Source organism: Ensifer sp. D2-11, assembly GCF_054161295.1.
In genome coordinates, this window is record NZ_CP096433.1 from 937,533 (window position 1) to 960,344 (window position 22,812).

At 61.7% G+C, this 22,812-nt stretch carries 29 protein-coding genes and 1 other RNA gene; 18 read left to right on the forward strand and 12 right to left on the reverse strand.

The genetic code is table 11. The features are described from left to right. Window positions 1-229: 229 nt before the first annotated feature. From M1D34_RS04420 to ssrA, 4 genes are all read right to left on the reverse strand, one after another. On the reverse strand, window positions 230-472 hold the full coding sequence (locus M1D34_RS04420; protein ID WP_010969718.1) for a ribbon-helix-helix domain-containing protein: 243 nt from the start codon (window positions 470-472) through the stop codon (window positions 230-232). 82 nt (window positions 473-554) lie between these two features. Beyond that, window positions 555-770: a DUF4169 family protein gene (locus M1D34_RS04425; RefSeq protein ID WP_498780859.1), complete on the reverse strand. Its 216-nt coding sequence runs from the start codon at window positions 768-770 to the stop codon at window positions 555-557. Between the two features lie 21 nt (window positions 771-791). Beyond that, window positions 792-1,307 carry an SspB family protein gene (locus M1D34_RS04430; protein WP_003534941.1) on the reverse strand — a complete coding sequence of 172 codons (516 nt, stop codon included), beginning with the start codon at window positions 1,305-1,307 and terminating at the stop codon, window positions 792-794. A gap of 203 nt (window positions 1,308-1,510) precedes the next feature. Then, window positions 1,511-1,869, reverse strand: a transfer-messenger RNA (tmRNA) gene (gene ssrA / locus M1D34_RS04435). A 149-nt stretch (window positions 1,870-2,018) separates the two neighbouring features. Between ssrA and M1D34_RS04440 the strand changes: the two genes are divergently transcribed. Beyond that, complete coding sequence (locus M1D34_RS04440; RefSeq protein ID WP_003534939.1) at window positions 2,019-2,327, forward strand: DUF2853 family protein; 309 nt, start codon at window positions 2,019-2,021, stop codon at window positions 2,325-2,327. Window positions 2,328-2,442: 115 nt separating this feature from the next. Here M1D34_RS04440 and M1D34_RS04445 read toward each other — a convergent pair whose 3' ends face one another. Continuing rightward, window positions 2,443-2,889: a DUF2267 domain-containing protein gene (locus tag M1D34_RS04445; protein ID WP_003534938.1), complete on the reverse strand. Its 447-nt coding sequence runs from the start codon at window positions 2,887-2,889 to the stop codon at window positions 2,443-2,445. Between the two features lie 284 nt (window positions 2,890-3,173). Here M1D34_RS04445 and M1D34_RS04450 point away from each other — a divergent pair, with 284 nt between their 5' ends. The 11 genes from M1D34_RS04450 (at window position 3,174) to M1D34_RS04500 (ending at window position 10,592) form a co-directional block, all read left to right on the forward strand. After that, window positions 3,174-3,380 carry a hypothetical protein gene (locus M1D34_RS04450; RefSeq protein WP_127540387.1) on the forward strand — a complete coding sequence of 69 codons (207 nt, stop codon included), beginning with the start codon at window positions 3,174-3,176 and terminating at the stop codon, window positions 3,378-3,380. A 10-nt stretch (window positions 3,381-3,390) separates the two neighbouring features. Beyond that, complete coding sequence (locus tag M1D34_RS04455; protein ID WP_010969715.1) at window positions 3,391-3,633, forward strand: hypothetical protein; 243 nt, start codon at window positions 3,391-3,393, stop codon at window positions 3,631-3,633. A gap of 52 nt (window positions 3,634-3,685) precedes the next feature. Then, window positions 3,686-3,904, forward strand: a complete 219-nt coding sequence (locus tag M1D34_RS04460; RefSeq protein WP_498780863.1) for a hypothetical protein — start codon at window positions 3,686-3,688, stop codon at window positions 3,902-3,904. 153 nt (window positions 3,905-4,057) lie between these two features. Continuing rightward, entirely contained in the window at window positions 4,058-4,852 is a 795-nt protein-coding gene (locus M1D34_RS04465) for a thymidylate synthase (protein ID WP_010969714.1), read from the forward strand. A 61-nt stretch (window positions 4,853-4,913) separates the two neighbouring features. Beyond that, the gene (locus M1D34_RS04470; RefSeq protein WP_027992359.1) at window positions 4,914-5,519 is read left to right on the forward strand and encodes a glutathione S-transferase; all 606 of its coding nucleotides are present in this window, start codon (window positions 4,914-4,916) and stop codon (window positions 5,517-5,519) included. A gap of 12 nt (window positions 5,520-5,531) precedes the next feature. Next, a complete protein-coding gene (locus M1D34_RS04475) occupies window positions 5,532-6,074 on the forward strand; it encodes a dihydrofolate reductase (protein ID WP_498780866.1) in 543 nt (180 codons plus the stop codon). A gap of 194 nt (window positions 6,075-6,268) precedes the next feature. Next, the gene (gene hflK, locus M1D34_RS04480) at window positions 6,269-7,357 is read left to right on the forward strand and encodes an FtsH protease activity modulator HflK (protein ID WP_003534926.1); all 1,089 of its coding nucleotides are present in this window, start codon (window positions 6,269-6,271) and stop codon (window positions 7,355-7,357) included. Beyond that, entirely contained in the window at window positions 7,354-8,286 is a 933-nt protein-coding gene (hflC, locus tag M1D34_RS04485; RefSeq protein ID WP_003534924.1) for a protease modulator HflC, read from the forward strand. Before hflK ends, hflC begins: the two co-directional genes overlap by 4 nt. A gap of 7 nt (window positions 8,287-8,293) precedes the next feature. Further along, complete coding sequence (locus M1D34_RS04490) at window positions 8,294-8,479, forward strand: DUF2065 domain-containing protein (protein ID WP_498780869.1); 186 nt, start codon at window positions 8,294-8,296, stop codon at window positions 8,477-8,479. Between the two features lie 5 nt (window positions 8,480-8,484). Further along, entirely contained in the window at window positions 8,485-8,871 is a 387-nt protein-coding gene (locus M1D34_RS04495; protein WP_003534920.1) for an ACT domain-containing protein, read from the forward strand. 209 nt (window positions 8,872-9,080) lie between these two features. Beyond that, window positions 9,081-10,592 carry a Do family serine endopeptidase gene (locus M1D34_RS04500; RefSeq protein ID WP_498780871.1) on the forward strand — a complete coding sequence of 504 codons (1,512 nt, stop codon included), beginning with the start codon at window positions 9,081-9,083 and terminating at the stop codon, window positions 10,590-10,592. Window positions 10,593-10,623: 31 nt separating this feature from the next. Here M1D34_RS04500 and M1D34_RS04505 read toward each other — a convergent pair whose 3' ends face one another. Both M1D34_RS04505 and serB read right to left on the reverse strand, forming a co-directional pair. Beyond that, window positions 10,624-11,199, reverse strand: a complete 576-nt coding sequence (locus tag M1D34_RS04505; protein ID WP_498780873.1) for a GNAT family N-acetyltransferase — start codon at window positions 11,197-11,199, stop codon at window positions 10,624-10,626. Continuing rightward, window positions 11,196-12,083: a phosphoserine phosphatase SerB gene (gene serB / locus M1D34_RS04510; protein WP_498780875.1), complete on the reverse strand. Its 888-nt coding sequence runs from the start codon at window positions 12,081-12,083 to the stop codon at window positions 11,196-11,198. The genes M1D34_RS04505 and serB overlap by 4 nt, the downstream gene beginning before the upstream one ends. Here serB and miaA point away from each other — a divergent pair. Continuing rightward, window positions 12,082-12,993, forward strand: a complete 912-nt coding sequence (gene miaA / locus M1D34_RS04515; protein WP_498780877.1) for a tRNA (adenosine(37)-N6)-dimethylallyltransferase MiaA — start codon at window positions 12,082-12,084, stop codon at window positions 12,991-12,993. The two genes, serB and miaA, sit on opposite strands and share 2 nt — an antisense overlap. A 117-nt stretch (window positions 12,994-13,110) precedes the next feature. On the opposite strand, the gene M1D34_RS04520 is transcribed toward miaA, so the two are convergent. The 3 genes from M1D34_RS04520 to M1D34_RS04530 all read right to left on the reverse strand — a co-directional run bounded on the left by M1D34_RS04520 (window position 13,111) and on the right by M1D34_RS04530 (window position 16,096). After that, a complete protein-coding gene (locus M1D34_RS04520) occupies window positions 13,111-13,551 on the reverse strand; it encodes a DUF6841 family protein (RefSeq protein ID WP_498780879.1) in 441 nt (146 codons plus the stop codon). Between the two features lie 45 nt (window positions 13,552-13,596). Continuing rightward, window positions 13,597-13,947 carry a hypothetical protein gene (locus tag M1D34_RS04525; RefSeq protein ID WP_498780881.1) on the reverse strand — a complete coding sequence of 117 codons (351 nt, stop codon included), beginning with the start codon at window positions 13,945-13,947 and terminating at the stop codon, window positions 13,597-13,599. 112 nt (window positions 13,948-14,059) lie between these two features. Then, the gene (locus M1D34_RS04530) at window positions 14,060-16,096 is read right to left on the reverse strand and encodes an ATP-binding protein (RefSeq protein WP_498780883.1); all 2,037 of its coding nucleotides are present in this window, start codon (window positions 16,094-16,096) and stop codon (window positions 14,060-14,062) included. Between the two features lie 347 nt (window positions 16,097-16,443). Between M1D34_RS04530 and M1D34_RS04535 the strand changes: the two genes are divergently transcribed. Both M1D34_RS04535 and ilvN read left to right on the forward strand, forming a co-directional pair. Then, window positions 16,444-18,222 (forward strand): acetolactate synthase 3 large subunit, encoded by a 1,779-nt coding sequence (locus tag M1D34_RS04535; protein WP_010969708.1) that lies wholly within the window; start codon window positions 16,444-16,446, stop codon window positions 18,220-18,222. A gap of 22 nt (window positions 18,223-18,244) precedes the next feature. Next, on the forward strand, window positions 18,245-18,817 hold the full coding sequence (gene ilvN, locus M1D34_RS04540) for an acetolactate synthase small subunit (protein WP_003534906.1): 573 nt from the start codon (window positions 18,245-18,247) through the stop codon (window positions 18,815-18,817). Window positions 18,818-19,026: 209 nt separating this feature from the next. On the opposite strand, the gene M1D34_RS04545 is transcribed toward ilvN, so the two are convergent. After that, entirely contained in the window at window positions 19,027-19,872 is an 846-nt protein-coding gene (locus M1D34_RS04545) for an aldo/keto reductase (RefSeq protein WP_498780887.1), read from the reverse strand. Between the two features lie 313 nt (window positions 19,873-20,185). Here M1D34_RS04545 and M1D34_RS04550 point away from each other — a divergent pair, with 313 nt between their 5' ends. Together M1D34_RS04550 and M1D34_RS04555 are read left to right on the forward strand one after the other, a co-directional pair. Further along, entirely contained in the window at window positions 20,186-20,395 is a 210-nt protein-coding gene (locus tag M1D34_RS04550; protein WP_003533862.1) for a cold-shock protein, read from the forward strand. Window positions 20,396-20,551: 156 nt separating this feature from the next. Beyond that, on the forward strand, window positions 20,552-20,776 hold the full coding sequence (locus M1D34_RS04555) for a hypothetical protein (RefSeq protein ID WP_003533858.1): 225 nt from the start codon (window positions 20,552-20,554) through the stop codon (window positions 20,774-20,776). 102 nt (window positions 20,777-20,878) lie between these two features. Here the strand turns inward: M1D34_RS04555 and M1D34_RS04560 are convergent, their stop codons facing one another. Then, a complete protein-coding gene (locus tag M1D34_RS04560; RefSeq protein ID WP_498780890.1) occupies window positions 20,879-21,607 on the reverse strand; it encodes a class I SAM-dependent methyltransferase in 729 nt (242 codons plus the stop codon). A gap of 584 nt (window positions 21,608-22,191) precedes the next feature. On the opposite strand from M1D34_RS04560, the gene M1D34_RS04565 reads away from it, so the two are divergent. Continuing rightward, the gene (locus M1D34_RS04565) at window positions 22,192-22,785 is read left to right on the forward strand and encodes a LysE family translocator (RefSeq protein WP_003533855.1); all 594 of its coding nucleotides are present in this window, start codon (window positions 22,192-22,194) and stop codon (window positions 22,783-22,785) included. Window positions 22,786-22,812 lie beyond the last annotated feature (27 nt).

Below are 22,812 nucleotides of genomic sequence, written 5' to 3' on the forward strand. Positions count from 1 at the left end.
GCCGCCACTCCGGAGTAAGTCCGCGAAGGGCTGGACAACAAGAGATATGTGCATGCCGAAGCCGCAGGCGGGGAGAAGGGATATGCCGCCCTCTCTACAGCGCCGCGCGTCTTATCAGACGCGCAAAGGTCGCTGTAGCACTTGATCTGCTGCATGTTTTTGTCCTTTAATCGGATACGATTAAAGGAAACATGCAGAAGTCGCCGACGATCCAACGGCCTGCAGAGAGCTATGCCCCGCCTTTCGCATCGGCGCGTGCCTTGACCCAGGCGAGTACATAGACCCGTAAGGCCGACGACAGATTTCCATCCTGGCCGCGACCGTCGTCGATCTCGGCGATGAGCCGCGCGAGCGGCATGTCGCGGTCCCTGGCGATCGATTTCAATTCCAGCCAGAAGGGTTCTTCGAGAGTGAAGCTGGTGCGGTGTCCGTGCAACGTGGCCGAATGCTTGACGACCTTCCCCTTACTCATAAGCGGATTCAAGCGGCTGCCAATTCGATTCGGGAAACTGCCGCAAGTCCTTGAGTGGGAATCGCTTTTGCGGCGGCGGTCGTCACGGCTTCTCCCGGTTGACTGAAGTCTCGCCGCCTGCTTGATCGAGCCTGCCCTGATCAAGCTTCTTTGCTGCCTTTTCGTTCAAGGCCTTGGTCAGGGTTTTCTCGGCCTTGCTGCGGCCGAAGGTGACGCGATTCTGCTCGGCCTGCTTTTCCTGTTCAGTCCGAGCCTGGCGTTTGCGGAACTGACGCAGATTGATCACGTCGCCGGCCATGGTCCGCGCCTCCTGGCGTCGTCAGTTTTTCTTGCGGAAGGAATCGAGCGAGACGACGGAAGCGCCGCCGCCCTTCGGGCCGTCAGGCTTTTCCGTGCTGTCGTCAGTTGCGGTTTCGGTGGCTTCGTCGAGGGGATAAGCGGTTATTTCCGCCGAATCGGCTGCTTCCTCCTCGCCGGCCGCCACGTCGAACTCCAGTTCGAAGTTGACCGAGGGATCATAGAAGCCGCGAATCGCATTGTACGGGATCACAAGCTTTTCCGGTGTGTCCGAGAACGAAAGGCCGATTTCGAAGCCGGTCTCGGTAACCTTCAGATCCCAGAACTGGTGCTGGACGACGATCGTCATCTGTTCCGGATACTTGGCCTTGAGATGTTGCGAGATCCGGACACCGGGCGCACCGGTCAGGAACGTAATGAAGAAGTGGTGATCGCCGGGCAGATGGCCCGTGGCGGAAACTTCGGCCAACACCTTGCGAATGACGCCGCGAAGCGCGTCCTGCGCCAGAATGTCGTAGCGAATATGGTCCTGGCCCATTTGGTCCCCGTTCTCTTCAAGTCACTTGATGCATGATTCCTACGACCGGAACTCCATTCAGGAAATCATGCAGCGATTCAAGGTGCTACGGCCAAACCTGCGCCTTGACTATGTCGGCGCCGTGGCCTGCTCCTTCATTGCCCGTCTGTTTATGACGAGTCAATTATTGAGGCATCTATAGACCATTTCACGACGGGGGAGAAGGTGAAGGCTTCTGTTGCCAGGTGCCTTCGGACCCCGCCTTACGGTGCTACCCGGAAGGACTTGATTTGAAGTGTCGCACCGCCGTTAGGCAGCGAGACGTGCTTCAGCATAGTTGTCGTTTGCAACTATAAGTTTAGCCCGATAACGGTGGTACAATGCCGAGCAAAAAGTCGATCTTTACGCCCTTGTCGATCCTATTTCGCCCCCATCAAAAGCCGGTCTGCACAGGCCGGTTTTTGGTGGAGGCGCCGGGTACCGCCCCCGGGTCCAATGGGTTTATTGCATCGCCCGTTTATTGCCATAGCCGCCCGAAGACGGCACTCGTCATATAGGTCTTTCCGACGCCCAAGAAAAGGGCTTCTCGAGGGAAATGACGGATTTATGTCGGTCTCGCCAACTCCGCACGAAATGCTTGACTTACACGAGCGGCGTGAAAAACTCCGCCTGCTGCACGCGGTTCGCGAGAAGGGCGGCAGCTTTTGAGAGCAAGTGCAAAGTGGAGGCTTCATGACTGATTATCTTGCGGACGTGCAGAAGTATGACAGCAGCGCCGACGAAGCAGTTGTCAACAAGATCGTGCGCCATCTCGGTATCGCCCTTCGCAATAAGGATTCCGCCCTCGTTTCGGCCTCGGATCCAAAGGAACTGGAGCGCGTCAGGGAAAAATGGTGCGAGAAGAAACTCGGCGTCGGCGGGTCAGATGCAGATGCCGCTATTGCCGCCACGGCCAAAGCGATGGCGGATGATCGCAGCAAGTCGCGTGTGACCTTCTACTATCTGGTCGCCAAGAATCTGGGCAAGCTCCAGACGCTCTGAACGAGGCTGGTTGGCAATGCGCTTTCCGGTCGGCGACGAGCCGGCCGGGCGCAAAGCTGCCTCGGCGGCGCCGTGACCCGGCGCCGATCGTCTTTTATTCGCCCCCTGTTTTCGGCTATTCGCGCGCGCCGACGCTGTCGGGCCACAGCGACTGGATTTCCTTGGGCAAGGTGTCGCGTACCTTTGCAGTCTGGCCAAGGTCGACATGCCGTGCCAGGACCCGAAATACGCTCCTCGCCGCGTCGGCGGGATCGACCGGACGCGTATCCTTCATTCCTTCGGCGATCCGGGCGAGAAATTCGTCGAGCGAACGGGTGCCCTTGTCCGGCGGGTGGTTCGGCCGGTATTGATCGTAATAGGCGCCTCTCACGATCAGCGGAAGCTCCGCGCCGAGATGGGCCGCGATTTCCGGAGGAAGCCGGTCCCGCAGGACCCGCAGCACAACTGTCAGGATGTGCCAGGCGACTTTCCGGTCGGGTCCGTGTTGTTCCATGATTTCGCCGAGCCAAATATGCGTCGTCTGCAGTGTCTTCTCGAAGACGTCGAGACCTGTGGCGCTCATCGTCACCTCCCTTGCTGTTGTTGGCTGAAGCGCGACCGCATGTCTCTCTGGTGGAGCCTGTTCAGGCACGAACATGCAGAATTTCGCGTCCCGCGAAGAACGCGGCGCTGTCGATTGGCCTAACAGCCATCCGCCGCGATTGTTTCGCCGCTGCCGACAAATACTGCTCCGCCTCGTGCTGCCGAACAGGATCGCGATGGCGGAACATTCGCGGTTCAGTGCGGTTAAACGAGGGAGTGAACCAGGGGCGCCCCGGAACAAGTCGCAGAGCAGGAGGAAGGCCGATGACATCGTCCAAACATCCGAAGACACGCCGCCCAAGCGACAAGGACCTGAAGCAGGATCCTGGGATCGGACGCACGAAGGGCGTTCGCGGACCGTCGGACTACGAAGCCCTGAAACGCGGCAACACCATCGAAGGAGATGTCGCGAACGACACGACCGCGCAGGGCGGCGCGAACCCGGACCAGCGCGGTCGCACCAACAAATAGGAGCAAGGCAATGGTCGGCAGAAAGACGCAAGAGCAGCAGAAGCGCGTGCTGCAGGGCCGCGAGAACACGTCGAACGCGGACAAGGACTTCAATGCCGAAGCGGATCTGCACCGTTCCGACGCCTTGAGAAAGGCGCAACGGAAAGGGCAGGACTTGAGCACCGAGCATGGCGATGCCCGCGAGGCGGACGATCGCAGCATTCTGCGCGGGAAGAATCAGGAGAGCAGGCATCACAAGGGCGCCGGCGACTGACGAAGCTCGGCCGGCGGCCGGCATTTCCGAAAATCGATGAAAGGAGACTGCGATGGCTCACGCCAGCAAGAAGAACATGGGAAAGCCCGACAAGGGCAAGGGCGACGGTAGCGGTGCGCAAACCGAGCTGAAGGAAGGCGTCCTCGGCGAAAACGACGTTCTGTCGAACAGGGACAAGGCGCAGCATTCCGACTCGCGCGGCCTCGACGAGAGGGCGGTAAGGGACGAGCAGTATCAGGACCACGCCGCAAACCGACGCCCGTCGAAATGAACCGGCGGGCGCGTTACCGGAGATCTTGGGCGGGTTGGCCCGACCCAAGGACGGCATGGCGATTCGAAGCGCGGGAAAACGCCTTTCCACCATTGGTTCGCGCGGCGGTTCGTTCTATTTTCGCAGCTACGAACGAATCGTCGGCGGAAAAGCATGCGACAATATCTCGATCTCCTCGAACATGTGATCACAACGGGAACCGACCGGGGCGACCGTACGGGTACGGGCACGCGCTCGGTTTTCGGCTACCAGATGCGCTTCGACCTGTCGCAGGGTTTCCCGGTGCTGACCACCAAGAAGCTGCATCTGCGTTCGATCATTCACGAGCTTCTGTGGTTCCTCAGGGGCGACACGAACGTCGCCTATCTCAAGGACAACGGGGTGAGCATCTGGGACGAATGGGCGGACGAAAACGGCGAGCTCGGACCGGTCTACGGCTATCAATGGCGCTCCTGGCCGACGCCCGATGGCCGACATATCGACCAGATCGCGGCGCTGGTCGAAGGCCTGAAGACCAATCCGAATTCCCGCCGCCACATCGTTTCGGCCTGGAACCCGGCGCTTGTGGACGAAATGGCGCTGCCGCCATGCCACTGTCTGTTCCAGTTCTACGTGGCGGACGGGAAGCTCTCCTGCCAGCTCTACCAGCGCTCGGCCGATATCTTTCTCGGCGTACCCTTCAATATCGCTTCCTACGCTCTGCTGACGATGATGGTGGCGCAGGTGACGGGGCTCGAAGCCGGCGATTTCGTTCATACGCTTGGTGACGCGCATATCTACCGCAACCACTTCGAACAGGCGCAGCTGCAGCTGACGAGAACGCCGAAGCCGCTGCCCAAAATGGAAATAAATCCGGCGGTGAAGGATATATTTTCGTTTAGATTCGAAGACTTTGAGCTTGTCGGCTACGAAGCCGATTCACATATCAAGGCGCCGGTCGCGGTCTAGCTAAAGCACTCGGTGAAAGCCGGTTCTCGCGTTCCCGGTGGTGCTCCAATGGGAGGTTTCCATGCTGACGCTGATCCACGCGCCTTTGTCGCGCTCCTCGCGCATCATCTGGCTGCTCGAAGAGCTCGGTGCCGAATACGAGATCCGCTATGTCGATATCCGCCGTTGGGACGGATCGGGCGGCCCGGACGAGAACAATCCGCATCCGCACAAGCAGGTGCCGGCACTCCTCCACGACGGGACATTGATCTGGGAGTCGGTCGCGGTCGTGCAATATCTGACGGATCTCTATCCCGATTGCAGCCTGAGCCGGCCGCCGGGGCATCCCGAGCGCGGCGCCTATCTGTCGTGGCTCGCCTACTATGCCGGTGTCATCGAGCCGACCGCTCTCGCTCATATATCCGGAGTGACGGTGAACAATCCGGGGCTCGCGAGGCTTTACACCGAAATGTGTGCGCATGTGATCGACGCGCTTACGCGGCACACCTATCTCCTTGGCGAATCGATGAGCGCCGCCGATCTGTTGCTTGCAAGCGCATTGCAGTGGATGCGCAAGATCCTGCCGGAAAGCGACGTGATAGATCGCTATATTCGCGTCGTCACGGACCGGGCGGCGTTGGTTCGCGCGCGTGAAATCGACAGCAAGCCGAGTGGTTTTCATGACTAGGCGGAGCAGAAGATGACGACCCGACCGAAGATCGTTTTCGTCGTCGCTGTCGCGGCGAATGGAATAATCGGCCGCGAGGGCGATCTGCCCTGGCGGCTTTCGACCGATCTCAAGCGCTTCAAGGCGCTGACGATCGGCAAGCCGGTCGTCATGGGACGGAAGACCTGGGCCTCGCTCGGGCGGCCCTTGCTCGGCAGGCCGAACATCGTCATCAGCCGCAACCCCGATTTCGAGGCTCCCGGCGCGGAGGTGGCGCCGTCGCTGGAAACGGCGCTCACGATCGCGCGGGAGCGGGCGGCCGCGGTCGGGGCCGACGAGATTTGCATCATTGGCGGCGGCGAGATCTACCGTCAGTCGATCGGCAGGGCCGATGTGCTGCACGTGACCGAAGTGCAGGCGGAGGTGGATGGCGATACACGCTTCCCTTCTATCGACCCGGCGACTTTCGAGAAGGTGATGGAGGAAGATCTTCCGCGCAGCGAGAAAGACAGTCACGCAATGCATTTCGTGACCTGGCGCCGCCGCACGCCGCCGCCGGAAGGTGCCGGAGCCTGAGCGGTCTTCGGCGCTTATCCATGCTCTTGCCTATCGCTGCGGCGCAGCGGTGAACAATTTTAACGCATTTACGGTGAACTCGGCCGTATCGCGTTGAAAGCAATGCACATGATACCTATAACGGGTTCACATCGTGACCGGCCGCAATGCCTGCGGGGCGTTCAGCGACAGAGTTTCTTGGAAGTGAGGATTTGATGCCCTGGAGCAATCAGAATGGCGGCGGCGGCGGCCCGTGGGGCGGCGGCGGCGGCAATCAGGGGCCATGGGGCCAGGGGCCCAACCGGCCGCGCGGCGGGAGAGGTGGTCCGCCGGATCTGGAAGAGATCATCCGGCGCGGCCAGGACCAGTTGAAGAACGTGGTTCCGGGAGGCTTCAACGGCGGGATCTTCGTGATCGTCGGCCTGTTGATCCTCGGCTTCGTCCTGCTGAATTCCATCTATACCGTTCAGCCGGATGAACGCGGCGTCGAGATGCGCTTCGGCAAGCCGAAGGAAGAAATCTCCATGCCGGGCCTGCACTATCATTTCTGGCCGCTCGAAACCGTCGAGATCGTCAAGGTGACGGAGCAGCAGCAGAATATCGGCGGCCGCACGGGCCAGTCGAATGCCGGCCTGATGCTCAGCGGCGATCAGAACATCGTCAACGTGCAGTTCTCGGTGCTGTTCTCGGTTACCGATCCGAAGGCCTATCTCTTCAATGTCGAGAACCCGGCCGACACGCTGCAGCAGGTGGCCGAAAGCGCAATGCGCGAGGTCGTCGGCCGCCGTCCGGCCCAGGACATCTTCCGCGACAACCGCCAGGCGATCGCCGCGGACGTGAAGAACACGATCCAGGCGACGATGGATTCTTACGGCGCCGGCATATCGGTGAATACCGTTGCGATCGAGGATGCCGCACCGCCGCGTGAAGTGGCCGATGCCTTCGACGAAGTGCAGCGCGCCGAACAGGACGAAGACCGCTTCGTCGAGGAGGCGAACCAGTACGCCAACCAGGTGCTCGGCAGGGCCCGCGGCCAGGGCGCCCAGATCCGCGAAGAGGCGGCCGCCTACAAGGACCGCGTCGTCAAGGAAGCTCAGGGTGAGGCTCAGCGCTTCATCTCGGTCTACGACGAATATTCCAAGGCCCCGGAGGTCACGCGCAAGCGGCTTTACATCGAAACGCTGCAAGGCGTTCTCGGCAAGTCCAAGAAGGTCATTCTGGACGAGAAGAACGGCCAGGGCGTGCTGCCCTATCTGCCGCTCAACGAAATCGGCAGGCCCGTTCAGTCGGGAGGAAACCAATGATCAACAATCGCAGTTCAATAATCCTGATCGTCCTCGCCGCCGTCCTGTTCGTCGTCTATTCCTCGGTCTTCGTCGTGAACGAGCGCCAGCAGGCGATCGTCGTTCGCTTCGGTCAGATCCGGGAGGTGAAGAGCGAGCCGGGCCTCTATTTCAAGCTTCCATTCGGCTTCATGGACGCCGACCGCGTCCAGTATGTCGAAGACCAGGCACTCCGTTTCGATCTCGACAATATCCGGGTGCAGGTCTCCGGCGGCAAATTCTACGAAGTGGATGCATTCGTCGTCTACAAGATCGCCGACCCCCGCCGCTTCCGACAGACGGTTTCCGGAGACCGGGAATCTGCGGAGTCGCGGCTTAGGACGCGCCTCGATGCGTCGCTGCGCCGGGTCTACGGTCTGAGGGGGTTCGAGGCGGCGCTTTCCGACGAGCGCGCATCGATGATGCGTGAGGTCCGGACGGACCTCAGCGCGGATGCCGAGTCGCTTGGCCTCAATATCGAGGACGTGCGCATCCGCCGTACGGACCTGACGCAGGAAGTTTCGCAGCAGACCTACGACCGGATGAAGGCGGAACGTCTGGCCGAAGCCGAACTGATCCGTGCCCGAGGCAACGAGGAAGGCCAGCGACGCCGCGCGATCGCCGATCGTCAAGTGGTCGAGATCGTTGCCGAAGCGCAGCGTGATTCGGAAATCCTGCGCGGTGAGGGCGAAGCGGAGCGGACCCAGATATTTGCCGACGCATTCCAGCGCGATCCGGGCTTCTTCGAGTTCTACCGGTCGATGGCTGCCTATGCGCAGTCGATCGGCAGCCCGGACACAACCATCGTGCTGTCGCCGCATTCGGAATTCTTCCGTTATTTCAACAGTGCGGACGGTGCGGACCAAACGCCACCGAGCCCGGGCCTGGCGGCGCCGACCACCGCAGATTGAGCGGACGATGTCCGACTTTCTGACCGGTCTGGCTTTTTTCCTGATCATCGAGGGGCTGGTGTACGCACTGGCCCCTTTGGTTTTGGTGGAACTGGCGAAGCGATTGCCGTATGTCCCTGAACATCAGCTCCGATTGGTCGGATTGACTTCGGTGGCCGTCGGCGTCGGGCTTGTATGGTTGCTTCGAGGATAATGCGAATGCCACATAAATTGCTCATCCGGCTGGTCGATGCCGAATATGCCATTACCCGTTTGAACGTCGGATCCGCGATTCCCGAGTGGCTGCCGGGTCCGGGGTTCTGGACGGTTTCCAGTTCCCGCGAGGAAATGACGCTCGTCTGTCGCGCCGCCCGTGTTCCATCGAGCGTGCAGAGTTCGCTCGGCTGGCGCTGCTTCCGCATCGAGCAACACTTCAGTTTCGACGTGCCCGGCGTTCTGTCGTCGGTGCTGCGGCCGCTTTCGGAGGCAGGTGTCGGCGTCTTCGCCAATTCGACCTTCAGCACCGACTACGTCTTCGTCGCGGGGTCCAATCTCGAGCAGGCCGTGGAGGCTCTGAAGGAGCACGGACACGAAATAACCATCTGAGGCGCCGCCGGTTCGCTGCCCGGATCAGGAAATCGTGTTTGGACGCTTCGGAATTCCGCCGTATCTTCAAGAGAAGGTTCGCGTGTTGCGCGTCTCGATCAGGTCGCGCTGCGCTGTAGTTCGTTGCAGCCGAACGATGTTCATGCATCATCCTTGCCGGACGGCCGGGGACCGGCGTTACGTAAGGGAAATGATAGGAGCCTAGCGACTTGTCGAAACGACCCGAATTCTTCCGCGGCCTGGTGCTGGCGGCCGCGACGGCACTCATATTCACCAATGCGACGCTGGCCCAGACGGCCACGTCCCGGCCTCCGGCCGGCCCGCCGTCCGTTGCCGATCTCGCCGCGGGACTGCTCGACGCCGTCGTCAACATATCGATTTCGCAGAACGTCAAGAGCGACGACGACAATGCGCCGATGCCGCAGGTGCCGGAAGGATCGCCGCATCAGGAGTTCTTCGACGAGTTTTTCAGGGGACAGGGCGGCGAGGGCGGCCGGCCGCGCACGGTCAACTCGCTCGGTTCGGGCTTCATCATCGATCCCGCCGGCTACATAGTCACCAACAACCACGTCATCCAGGATGCCGACGATATCGAGATCAACTTCTCCGATGGATCGAAGCTGAAGGCGAAGCTTGTCGGCATGGATACGAAAACCGACCTCGCCCTCCTGAAGGTCGAACCGAAGAAGCCGCTCAAGGCCGTCTCCTTCGGCGACTCGCGAAAGATCAGGATCGGCGATTGGGTGATGGTCGTCGGCAATCCGTTCGGCCTTGGCGTATCCGTGTCCGTGGGTGTCGTCTCCGCACGCGGTCGCAATATCAATGCCGGACCCTACGACAGTTTCATCCAGACCGATGCGGCGATCAACCGCGGCAATTCGGGCGGTCCACTCTTCAACATGCAGGGTGAGGTCGTCGGCATCAATACGGCGATCCTTTCGCAGACCGGCATGTCGGTCGGTATCGGCTTTGCCGTGCCGGCGGAGCTTGCGGTGAACGTCGTCAATCAACTCAAGGAATTCGGCGAAACCCGCCGTGGCTGGCTCGGTGTACGGATCCAGCCCGTCACGGACGATATCGCCGAGAGCCTGAAGATGGAGCTGCCACGCGGCGCGCTCGTTTCGGGCATCATCGAAGGCGGTCCGATCACCAAGGGCGAGATCAAGCCGGGCGACATCATCATCCGCTTCGACGGAACGGATATCGCGGAAATCCGCGACCTCATGCGCACTGTCGGCGAGAGCCCGGTCGGCAAGGCGGTCGATGTGGTCATCATCCGCGACGGCAAGGAACAGACCGTTCGCGTGACGCTCGGTCGGCTGGAGGATGGCGAGCAGCTCGCCAATGCGAAACCGGGGGAAGTGCTGCCGAATGGCGGTGAGGCGAAGCCCGGCGAGCCGCCGGCCGCGCAACTGCCTGCGAGCGACACGGTGCTCGGAATGAAGCTTGCCGAGCTCGACGCCGACAGCCGCCAGAGTTTCGGCATCGCCGAAAGCGTCAAAGGCGTCGTGATCACCGAGGTACAGCCCAATTCGCCCGCGGCCGAGCGTCGGGTGGAGCCGGGCGAGGTGATCGTCGAACTCGGTCAGGAAGCAATGGAAACGCCGGAGGATGTCACCTCACGCGTCACCGAACTGAAGGCCGACGGGCGCCGCAACGCCTTGCTGATGATCGCGAACAAGAGCGGCGAACTGCGCTTCGTGACGGTGCGGATGGAATAGAGCTCGCGCTCCCGGCCGTGGCGACGGGGTGCTACCGCTTCGCGGCCGAGCCATCCCGCCGCCATCCTTCCGCGGTTGTTGCGTAAAGCACGTGGCGTCTGAGATGGGGATGCGTGTCCGGGACGCCGGAATGATCGAAGTCGCGCTTGGAATCAGGACGCATGCCGATCCGCGTCATCACGGCGGTGGAGCGAGTGTTGGCCGGAACGGCGATGGCAACGATCTCCCCGAGCTTCCTCTCGCTGCATCCATAATCGAGAAGCGCCCGCGCTGCCTCCGTCACGTAGCCCTTTCCCCAATGGCGGACAGCCAGGCGCCAGCCGATCTCGACGGTGCCGTCGGGCAGGTGCGGTTCGAGGTCGGTGCGTGCAAGTCCGCAGAAGCCGATCGGCGCGTCGTTCTCACGGAGCGCGAGCGCGAAGAAGCCGAAGCCGGTTTCGCGGATGTTGCGGATGTTGCGGTCGAAAAGCGCGTCGGCCTCCGCGCGGGTGCGGCGGAACGGGAAGAACTCCATGACCGCGGGATCGCTGTTGATCTCGGCAAAGAGTTCGCGATCGGTCTCGATCCAGGCGCGGAGCCTGAGCCGCCCGGTCTCGAGGATGATCACGTCACGAAATCCGTCCTGCGGTATCCCTGGAGATAGAGCAGGGCGGTGAGGTCGCCATGGTCGATGCGGATCTTCGCCTGTTCGGCAACCACGGGCTTGGCGTGGAGCGCCACTCCAGTGCCGGCAAGCTGCAACATTCCGAGATCGTTGGCACCGTCGCCGACGGCGATGACGTCCGCCGGCGTGATGCCGAGCCGTTCCGAAATGTCGATGAGTGCGTCGACCTTGGCCTGCTTGCCGAGGATCGGCCGGGCAACGTCGCCGGTCAGCTTGCCGTTCTCCTCAACGAGAATGTTGGCACGGTTTTCGTCGAATCCGAGCTTCTCTGCGATGGGGCCGGTGAACACGGTGAAGCCGCCGGAGACGAGGGCGCTGTAATGTCCCCTCGCCTTCATGGTGGCGATCAGTTCGCGGCCACCCGGCGTCAATGTGATACGCGTGGCTATGACCTCCGCGACGACGGTAACGGGCAAGCCCTGGAGAAGCGCCACTCTTTCGACGAGTGCCGGCTCGAAAGCGATCTCGCCGTTCATGGCGCGCGCGGTGATTGCCGCGACCTTTTCCTTCAAGCCGACTTCCGCGGCCAGCTCGTCGATGCATTCCTGTCCGATCATGGTGGAGTCCATGTCGGCGATCAGAAATCGCTTGCGGCGGCTTTCGGCATCCTGCACGGCGACGTCGATCGCGGCGCCGGCGACCGCCTGGCGCAGCCGAGCTTCCGCTTCGCCGGCTTCGGCGCCATCCCTCAATACGATGTCGCAGGCAATACCGTCCGCGAGCCAATAGAGCCCGGATGCATCGAGGCTTTCCGCCGCCGCTTCCGCGCGTGCCGGCGTCAGAACGGGATTTGACGGATTAGCGATAAGCGTGGCAACGAGAGCCATGATGCAAAACCTTGCGAGAGACATCGACGCGATCCTGATAACCGGGCCGACCGCCAGCGGCAAGTCCGCGCTCGCGGTGAAGCTCGCGCAAAGGCACGGCGGCGTCGTGATCAATGCGGATAGCATGCAGGTTTACGGGACGCTGAAAGTCCTGACAGCGCGGCCGGATCAAAGCGAGATGGGTAGCGTCGAGCATTTCCTTTACGGTCATATCCCGCCAGGCCGGGCCTATTCCACCGGCGTGTGGCTCCGCGAAGCGGAAGCGCTCGTGGCGCGGCTGGGGAAAGAAGGGCGGCTGCCGGTCTTCGTCGGCGGCACGGGCCTCTATTTCAAAGCGCTGACGGGAGGGCTTTCGGATATGCCCGAGATTCCGCTCGAAACCCGCAAGCGCTTGCGCACCCGACTGACGGAGGAGGGGGCCGAGGCGCTCCACGGTGAACTTTCCGTACGCGATCCGGAGACGGCGGGGCGCGTGCGGCCCAGCGATGGGCAGCGTATCGTGCGCGCGCTGGAGATAATCGAGGCGACGGGAAGGCCGATCGGATCTTACCAGCAGAGCCGTGGGCCGGTGATCATCGACCCGGCGCGAGCGCAGAAGATCGTCGTATTGCCGGAGCGGCCGGTTCTTCATGGCCGTATCGATCGGCGCTTCGAGACGATGCTTGCGAGAGGCGCCGTCGAGGAGGTCCGCGCGCTTCTCGCGCTCCGCCTTCCTCCGGAGATGCCGGTGATGAAGGCGATCGGCGTCCCACAGATCGCAGCGATGCTGAAAGGCGAGATGAGCGAAAAGCAGGTGATCGAGGCCGGCGCGGCTGCGACGCGGCAATATGCCAAGCGCCAGATGACCTGGTTTCGCAACCAGCTTGACGAGACCTGGCAGCGTATCGAGGGTCCGGATGCCTTGGGCTAGATCACGATTTAGGTCGGGTCGACCTGTTTGATCTCCCCATCCCTGTGACAAGCATAGAGATGACGGGGGAGAGAGATTGCAATCCTTATGCTGCGGTCTGAAGCGGCATCAGCAGCATCAGTCGATGCCGTGCTCCTTCAATACCGCCTCTTCGTCGCCGCTGATCCAGCCGAAAATCTTCGGCTCCCCGTCACGCAGTTGAACGAGGTAATGGACCTCGAAATCGATGGTGACATTCGGCTGTTCCTCCGCGTCGAAGACGGAGCGCCAATCAACCTGTACGAGAAAATGCAGCGCATCGATCGGAGTGACAGTGGTTTTGCGGATCTTCAATTCCCTGGTGCCGATCGCGCGATAGCGGGCGTAGCCCTTTTCCATGGAAGCCGTCAGGGTTTCGTCGTTTTTCCCCGTCATTACTCCGGCCGGCGAGGCGGCGATAAAGTCCGAGGCGAAGGCGGAGGTCGTATTTCCGACCGGAAGCGTCCCCGCAAGGACCTGATTGGCCATGCTCTCGTAGCGCTCGAAGAAGTGCCTCAAAATCTCTTCCATGATTTTCATCCCAATTCGCTCCGCAACCGAGGCGAAGGCTTGCGGTGCTGCAGGTCAATCGACCGGCGTGTGCTGGTGTTGAATGAGCTTCCAGTCTGCTCCGACGCCGTGGTAGGTCGAGGTGCAACAGGCCGCATAAGGCCTGCCTTCCGCGCGTCGCGCGTCCGCAAGATAGCCGAGTACGATAAAGTTCTCGCCGATCCGGCTCATGACCTTCTCGCTGATCGTGAGATGTTCCCACCGCGGAATTCCCTGGAGACTTCGGATTATGACCGATCTTCCGCGCAGCAGACCGACCGGCGCAGGGAATGCCATGATGCAGTCTTCGTCCAGCAATTCGCGATAAGGATCGGAACCCTCGAGCCAGAGCCGCCGCTCGTTTCTCCATGCGTCATTGTCGTCCATGGTCGTCTCCTCGCCTTGACGTCACCTCAACGCTTGAGAAGAGCCCCCGGATCCAAAATTGCAATCAGCGCAGGTTCAGCTGCCGGGACACGCCGTACCGTCCGCTTCTGCGTCATTTGCGGATAAGGCTGCCGAGTGGTCGCCTGAGCAGGCTTTCGCGAAGCGACCCCTCCTGACGCGGTGCCGGCTTGCCGAAGCCCGCATCCGATTGGCCGGGCGCCTTGGCGGGTCGGCCCGATAGCCTCTCCGCCTCTCCGGACAGGACCTGCTCGCGGATCCGGCTGAAGCGTTCGATCTCCGGGTTTCCCGGCTCGGACGAGCGGGGAAGCATGTCGGGGCTATAGGGCTCGAATGCGGGGTATCGTCGCGAAAGGGAGTCCGCGACCTCGGTTCCGGTGCCTGTCCCGCTCCAGTTGTCGTCCTCGAGCACCGGCGCCTGCTTCGTCTGTGACGCCAGATAGCTCTGTTGGAAACTCGATATGTCGGGACCGTTCACGGCACGCATTCGGCTGACGATCGAACGGAGGTCGGCGAGGGGCGGCGCGTCGTCGTCAACCTTGTCGGTGATGCCGTGGGCGCGGGGCAACCGCGCATCGTCGACGCGGGCAAAGCGCATGCGCATCGGTACTGCGACCGCCTCGCCGAAGGCGATTGCCTCGCCGTTGCCGATCGACGAAATGAAGCTGGTGGTGGAGATCGATGAATTGGCGATCGCCGAGCGGATGATTTCCTGGTCGCGATCATTGGCGAGCCGCATGGCGAAGACCGTCGAGCATTGCGACAGGATCGTCGGATCGAGCTCGCCCGGCCGCTGGGTGATGATGCCGAGCGAGACTCCGTATTTGCGACCCTCCTTGGCGATCCGTGCAATAGCCTGACGTGTCGGCACAAAGCCGAGCGACGGATCGGCCGGCACATAGCGGTGCGCCTCTTCGCAAACGACCAGCATATGGATGGCGCCATTGCCCCAGAGGCCTATCTCGAAGGCCATGCGGCAGAGCACGGAGGCGAGGGAATTGACGACTTCCGAAGGGATCCCGGCAAGCTCGAAGGTGGCGATCGGCTTGCCGTCGCCCGGAATGCGGAAGATCTTTGCAATCGTGTCCTCGATCGTGTCCGTGATCGTGTTCTGCGAGAACATGAAATGGTAGCGCGGATCGTTGACTGCGGAGACGATCCTGACCTTGAGGGAGCGCAGGTACGGCTTGTCGTTGCGCCCCTCCAGCCGGCCGATGCGCTCATCGATCAGCGCCAGGAGGTCGGCGATGCGGTACGGGACGGGCGTATCTGCGGTGATCGAGCTCTTTTCCGTCTGCCGCCGCATCAGGCCGGATTCGCCGCCCTTGAACGCCTTTTTTGCGTCCGCGATGACGTCGCGCAGGATATCGAGCTCGTCCGGCACCGGCGGGCGCCCACGAAAGATGACCTCGGCCAACTCCTCGAGCCGGAAGAACCAGAAGGGGAGGTCGAGCGTATCCGTGTCGATGACCACCGCCTGGTCCGGAAAGGCGGCGGCGAACTCGTTGTGCGGATCGAGGATCAGCACACGCAGCTTCGGGTCGGCGGCGATCGCCTTGTTCAGGAGCAGTGTCACGGCGGTCGACTTGCCGACGCCGGTGGTGCCGACGATCGCAAAGTGCTTGGAAAGCATGGAAGGTACATGGATGGTGGCGTCGAGGCTTTCGTCCTGCGTCAGCTTGCCGATGACGCAACTGTCCGATTGACCGGAGTCGTAGATGCGGGCGAGATCGCTCACGCGGATGCGGTGGGCAATCGCTCCGAGATAGGGATAGCGGCTGATGCCGGCGGAAAACTCTTCCCGCCCATCCGGACCGACATGAACCTCGCCCATCAATTCCACTTCGATGCGGAAAGTGTTGTTGACCTCTTCGCCCCAACCCTCGGAAATGGTCTGCATCGAATAAACGAGGGCGACGACACGGTTGGTGCCGACGGAAATCGAAACCAGTTTGCCGACCGACCAGAGCTCGGTGAGCGAAGTCTCGCCATTTTCGGCGACCGCCGCGATCGTGGCGCGCGAGCCGTTGCAGGCGACGACCCGCCCGAGAAATCGATTGCCGGGCTTCAACGTATCGCGGCGATCCGTCTCGGCGGCGCGAGGCGCCGATTGATTTCCACTTTCGAGCAACGCAGCACCTCGGGCGAAAACGCCAATCACAGCAGGATGCGCACCGAAATCCGGCGCTTGTTTCCTTGCTGGTCCCAGGATAGCGGCTGCGGTTTAATAACTGGTTGCTCACAAGCCTTGCCGATCAGGTCACGCCAAAGCCGTTGACGGATGGGGAATTTCCGTTTAACAAATCGCCCCATGAAAAATTTCGCGGTTATTCTTGTGGTGGGACGGCGCATGGGCAGGGTGGTGTAACCATCCGGCGGTAGCCACCCATGCGCTGAACGAGGCTCCTGACGGGGCCTTTTTTTATGCCTTCAAACACGTTATTCACCCAAACCTGAACGAGGGACGGAAGCAGGCCAATGAGCGGAACTGAGAACCAGATGACGGGCGCGGAGATCGTTCTCCAGGCTTTGAAAGACAATGGCGTCGAACACATCTTCGGCTATCCCGGCGGTGCCGTGCTCCCGATCTACGACGAGATTTTCCAGCAGGAGGATATCCAGCACATCCTCGTCCGCCACGAGCAGGGCGCCGGCCACATGGCCGAAGGTTATGCCCGCTCCACCGGCAAGGTCGGCGTCATGCTGGTGACTTCCGGCCCGGGAGCGACCAATGCGGTCACGCCGCTGCAGGACGCGCTGATGGACTCGATCCCGCTCGTCTGCATCTCGGGGCAGGTACCGACGTCGCTGATCGGTTCGGACGCCTTCCAGGAATGCGACACGATCGGCATCACGCGGCCCTGTACCAAGCACAACTGGCTGGTCAGGGACGTCAACGAGCTCGCCCGCGTCATCCATGAGGCTTTCCGCGTCGCTCAGTCCGGCCGTCCGGGTCCGGTCGTCGTCGACATTCCGAAGGACGTCCAGTTCGCAACCGGCACCTATACGCCGCCTTCGGCCGTTCCGACGCAGAAGAGCTACCAGCCGAAGACCCAAGGGGACCTGAAGAAGATCGAGGAGGCGGTCGCGCTCATGAAAACGGCGCGCCAGCCGGTCATCTATTCGGGCGGCGGCGTCATCAATTCCGGGCCGCAAGCCGCGCATTTCCTGCGCGAGCTGGTCGAGCTCACCGGCTTCCCGATCACGTCGACCCTGATGGGCCTCGGCGCCTATCCTGCCTCCGGCAAAAACTGGCTCGGCATGCTCGGCATGCACGGGACCTACGAAGCCAACCTGGCGATGCATGATTGCGACGTCATGATCTGCATCGGCGCGCGCTTCGACGACCGGATCACCGGCCGGCTCAATGCCTTCTCGCCCAACTCCAAGAAGATCCACATCGACATCGACCCGTCCTCGATCAATAAGAACGTCCGCGTCGACGTTCCGATCATCGGCGATGTCGCCGCTGTTCTCGAGGACATGATTCGCCTGTGGCGGGCTGCGGCCAAGACGGTCGACCAGACGCGGCTTGGCGACTGGTGGAAGTCGATCTCCAAGTGGCGGGCGCGCAACTCTCTGGCCTATACGCCGAGTGCCGACGTCATCATGCCGCAATATGCGATCCAGCGGCTATACGAGCTCACCAAGGACCGCGACACCTACATCACCACCGAGGTCGGCCAGCACCAGATGTGGGCCGCGCAGTTCTTCGGCTTCGAAGAGCCGAACCGCTGGATGACCTCGGGCGGCCTCGGGACCATGGGCTACGGATTCCCGGCCGCGGTCGGCGTCCAGGTCGCGCATCCGGAGAGCCTCGTCATCGACATCGCCGGCGACGCCTCGATCCAGATGTGCATCCAGGAGATGTCGTGTGCGGTTCAGTACGGCCTGCCGGTCAAGATCTTCATCCTGAACAACCAATATATGGGCATGGTCCGGCAGTGGCAGCAACTCCTGCACGGCAACCGCCTGTCGCATTCCTACACCGAGGCGATGCCTGACTTCGTCAAGCTCGCCGAGGCCTATGGCGGCGTCGGCATCCGTTGCGAAAAGCCGGGAGAGCTCGACGATGCGATCCGGCAGATGATCGACACTCCGGCTCCGGTCATCTTCGACTGCCGCGTCGCCAATCTCGCCAACTGCTTCCCGATGATCCCTTCGGGCAAGGCGCATAACGAAATGCTGCTCCCCGACGAGGCCACGGACGAGGTGGTCGCCAACGCCATCGACGCCAAGGGCCGCCAGCTCGTTTGAGGACAAGGGTAGGAACAGGAAAATGAATGCACATCTTCAGCCGACGGGCTCCGCCTACTTCATCGCCAAGGAAACGGAGCTTGCGGAAACGCACACCCTTTCCGTTCTGGTCGACAACGAGCCGGGCGTGCTCGCCCGCGTCATCGGCCTTTTCTCCGGCCGCGGCTACAATATCGAGAGCCTGACGGTCTCCGAGACGGAGCACGAGGCTCATCTGTCGCGCATCACCATCGTGACCCGCGGCACGCCGCACGTGCTCGAGCAGATCAAGAACCAGCTCGAACGTCTGGTGCCGGTGCACCGGGTCGTGGATCTCACGGTCCGCGCCGCCGGCCTCGGCCATGAGCGGCCGATCGAGCGTGAACTGGCGCTCGTCAAGGTACACGGCTCGGGCGAACATCGGGTGGAGGCGCTCAGACTCGCCGACGCCTTCCGCGCCTCGGTCATCGACGCCAATATCGATCACTTCGTCTTCGAGATCACCGGCAAGCCTTCCAAGATCGAGCAGTTCATCGCCATCATGAAGCCGCTCGGGCTGATCGAAGTCTGCCGCACCGGCATCGCCGCGATGAACCGCGGGCCCCAGGGGATGTGAAGAAGCTCCCTCAACCGCAACAGAGACGTTCTGTACCTGTGACTGCCCCTCTCCTCGGGTTTAACCCGAGGACTAGCCCTCTCCCCGCGCGCGGGGAGAGGGTACTTTGGAGCGAGAGTTCGAGGCTTGTCCCTTCGCCCCGCTTGCGGGGAGAAGGTGCCGGCAGGCGGATGAGGGGCAATCGGGGCAACGCTCGCCATGATCGCTCCTCAAATCACCTCCAGCCGCGTCTTCCTCCTCGGCGGCGGGAAGTGGCGGTCGAGTTCGGCGAGATTTTCCGTCGTCAGGTGGATATCCATCGCGTCGCTGTTTTCGCGGGCGCGTTCGGGCGAACCGGTCTTCGGGATCGAGATGACGCCAGAACACGTCTTCAAAAAGGCGAGTGCCACCTGGGCGGGCGTCGCCTGATGCGCCTTGGCGATGTGAATCAGATCGGCGTCATGCAGAAGGCGGCCCTCGTCGAGCGGTGAATAGGCCATGACCGGCACGCCTTGATCGCGGCACCGGGGCAGCAGGTCGAATTCGATGCCGCGGCGGGCGAGATTGTAGAGCACCTGATTGGCCGCGACGTTGCCGCCGTCAGGAACGGCCGACAGTTCCTCCATGTCGTCGACGTCGAAATTGGAGACGCCCCAGGCACGGATCTTGCCGGCCTTCTTCAGCTCTTCGAAAGCGGCGACGGTCTCGGCGAGCGGATAGCCGCCGCGCCAGTGCAGAAGGTAAAGGTCGACGCAGTCGATGCCGAGATTGCGCAGGCTGCGTTCGCAGGCGGCAACCGTACCCGCCCGGCTGGCGTTGGAGGGCAGCACCTTGCTGACGACGAATGCCTCGTCGCGCCGACCCTTGATCGCTTCTCCCACGATACGTTCGGCAGCGCCGTCGCCGTACATCTCTGCAGTGTCGATCAGCGTCATGCCGAGATCGAGCCCGGTTTGCAGGCTGCGGACTTCGTCGGCGGACTTCGCGCGGTTTTCACCCATCCGCCATGTCCCCTGGCCGAGCGCGGGAACCTTACGGCCGTCCGGAAAAGCGATGGTCGGGATCGGATCGTGCATGGGGGATTGTCCTGAGAGTTGGTCCAGTGCGGAGATTTAAGGCCCGTTGGGGGAAAGTCCACAAGCTAGTTGCAGCATTGCTGCCTTGGCCGGGGCGCCGCCTGCGGTCGCGCCGATAGTCTTCTCTTGAAAGAAAATGAAATTGTGCCTTGTAAGAAACACAATGATGACCTACATAGCTCGGTATCGATATTGATCGACGATATTTGTTTCTGCGCCAAGGCGCATCGTCACGAAAATCCTGACAACATCGGTTTTGATACACCGTTTTTATGCGGTGGCGGTTTTCCATGGCTATTGAAAGGACATCGACGTGGCTTCTGGAACGGTAAAGTGGTTCAACAGCACCAAGGGCTTCGGTTTCATCCAGCCAGATGACGGCGCCGCTGACGTGTTCGTCCATATTTCGGCGGTTGAACGCGCCGGCCTGTCCACGCTGAAAGACGGGCAGAAGGTAAGCTTCGAGCTGACGCAGGATCGGCGCTCGGGCAAGACCTCGGCGGACAACCTTCGCGCTCTCTGAACGGATCGCGCGTTTGTGCCCTAACACGGCACTTCATGACATTATTGTCTCCCCGCCCGTGACCACGGATGTACTGGCGCGGCGGGTTGAGATGATGAGGAAGGTCGGGCCTGTCCCGGCCTTTTTTATTGGCTGAAATTTGATGGAGGATCTCGCATGAAGGACGTCGGCAACCGCATTTTCAAGGCCGAGAAGAAGAACCCTGCGGATCGCGCGGATCAGGCCACAATTGCGTCACGCGCCATTATCGAGCAGGAGGCTGCAGCGCGTGTGAAGAAGACGGCTCGCCTCAAACAGATGCGGCTGGAGAAAGAGGCCGAGGAGGCGGCAAATCCAGTTGCCGCTCCCGCCAAGAAGGGCAAGGCGCAGAAGCGAAAGTAGCCGGACCTTACGGCATGTTTCTTGAATTCGGCGCTTGCCCTATCCAATAGGGCGGCGCGAAGCGATCGCAAACACTACTCGCGCATCCCGCGCGGCCGACTCCTACCTTTGTGCGGCAACGAACAGCATCATCGGCCGGTCGACCTCTTCCGCAAGGTCCGGATTGCGGGCGATCTCATCGGCGGTCGGGCTCCACTCCTGAACGCGGCGGATCGCGAAACCGGCTGCAATCAGGGTGTTCAATGTCGTGCCGAGCGTACGGTGATACTTGACGACGCCCTTGGCGAGCCAGTCGGTGACTCGCTTTCCTTCGACCGAGTAGCGGTCGAGCGGCCAGATGCGGCGGCCCTCGGCGTCCGTGGACCAGCCAGGGTTCGTCGGGGCCATGTAGACCGGGTGTTCGATGGTGAAGACGAAATGCGATCCGGGCAGGAGACTCCTATGGATCGTTCGCACCAACCGGTCGAAGTCTTCGATGTAATGGAAGGCGAGCGAGCTGTAGGCGAAGCCGAAGCTCGCTTCGGGCAGAACCAGATGCTCGAGGTCGGCGATTCGATACTCGACTGAAGGATCCTCCGTCTCTTGCCGCGCGCGTGCGATCATTTTCTCGGAGAGGTCGAGGCCAAGGACATGAGCCGCGCCGTTCTCCCGCGCCCAGCGGGCGAACCAGCCGAAGCCGCAGCCGAGATCCAGGACGCGCAAGTCCCTGAGATCGGGCAGCATTGCGCGGATTGCGGGCCATTCGGCAGCGCCGGCGAGTCCATGCAGGGATCGCCCGAGTTGACTGTAGCCGGTGAAGAATTCGGGTCTGTCGTAAACGTTCTGTGCCATTTTCCATCTCCATGATGCCGATGGACGGGCGCCTGAACTACAGCGCCGCGCGTCTTATCAGACGCGCAAAGGTCGCTGTAGCACTTTGATCTGCCGCATGTTTTTGTCCTTTAATCGAATACGATCAAAGGAAACATGCAGTAGAAGAAAGCCCCGTCCGCTTGGGCGAGGCTGCGGGGTTACGCGTGCTTGCGCGTGCAATAGACGCGCGGCGCTGTTGTCAGCGTGTGCGAAGCCCCTGCATCCCGCCTGTTGGGATGCCGGCGAACCGGGCGACAATGTGGGTGTCATGTTCACACATGGCGTGGCTATCCCATGGAAAACGTTAGGGGTCAAGCCGGCGCAGCATCCCCAGCTTTCGGTTTGTCACCGTGACAAGATTTGGGTGGCGGTTGCATTTGGGTCAGCTAGCTTGACCCACTGCTGCATGTTTCCTTTGATCGTAACCGATCAAAGGAAACATGCAGCAGATCAAAGTGCTACAGACGCGCGGCGCTGTAGGGGCGCCGCCCGGGGAGATTGCTCGATGCGAATCCCAGGTTTGCAGCGGCGTCCTCGGCAGACCCGCGGCTTTGGAGGAACTCATGCAACTGGATACGCTTCTGGCGCTGTTCCTGTTTGCCTTCACGACATCGATCACGCCCGGACCGAACAACATGATGCTGTTCGCCTCGGGCGTGAACTTCGGTTTCGTGCGCACGATTCCGCATATGCTGGGGATCGGCATCGGCTTCTTCGTTCTTCTCATTGCCGTGGGGCTCGGTCTCGGCGCACTGCTTCATTCCGTGCCGCTCCTCTATACGGCCCTGAAGTTCGCCGGCGGCGCCTATCTCGTCTGGATCGCCTGGAAAATCGGCACGTCGCGCTCGCTCGGCGAAGGGAGGGCGAATGCGGTGCCGATGACCTTCCTGCAGGCGGCTGCTTTCCAATGGGTCAATCCGAAGGCCTGGGTAATGGCGGTTTCGGCCATGGCCACCTATACGAGCAGCGACAGCTATCTCATGAGCGTGCTCGTCGTCGGCCTCGTCTTCGCGCTCGTCAACGTGCCGAGCGTCTCGACCTGGGCGGGTTTCGGCTCGGCCCTCAGGCAATGGCTCTCGGAACCTGCGCGACTCAAATGGTTCAACATCACCATGGCCGTCTTGCTCGTCGTCAGCCTTTGGCCGATGCTCAGGTAGTCGGCCGACACGCGACGTTTTAGGGTC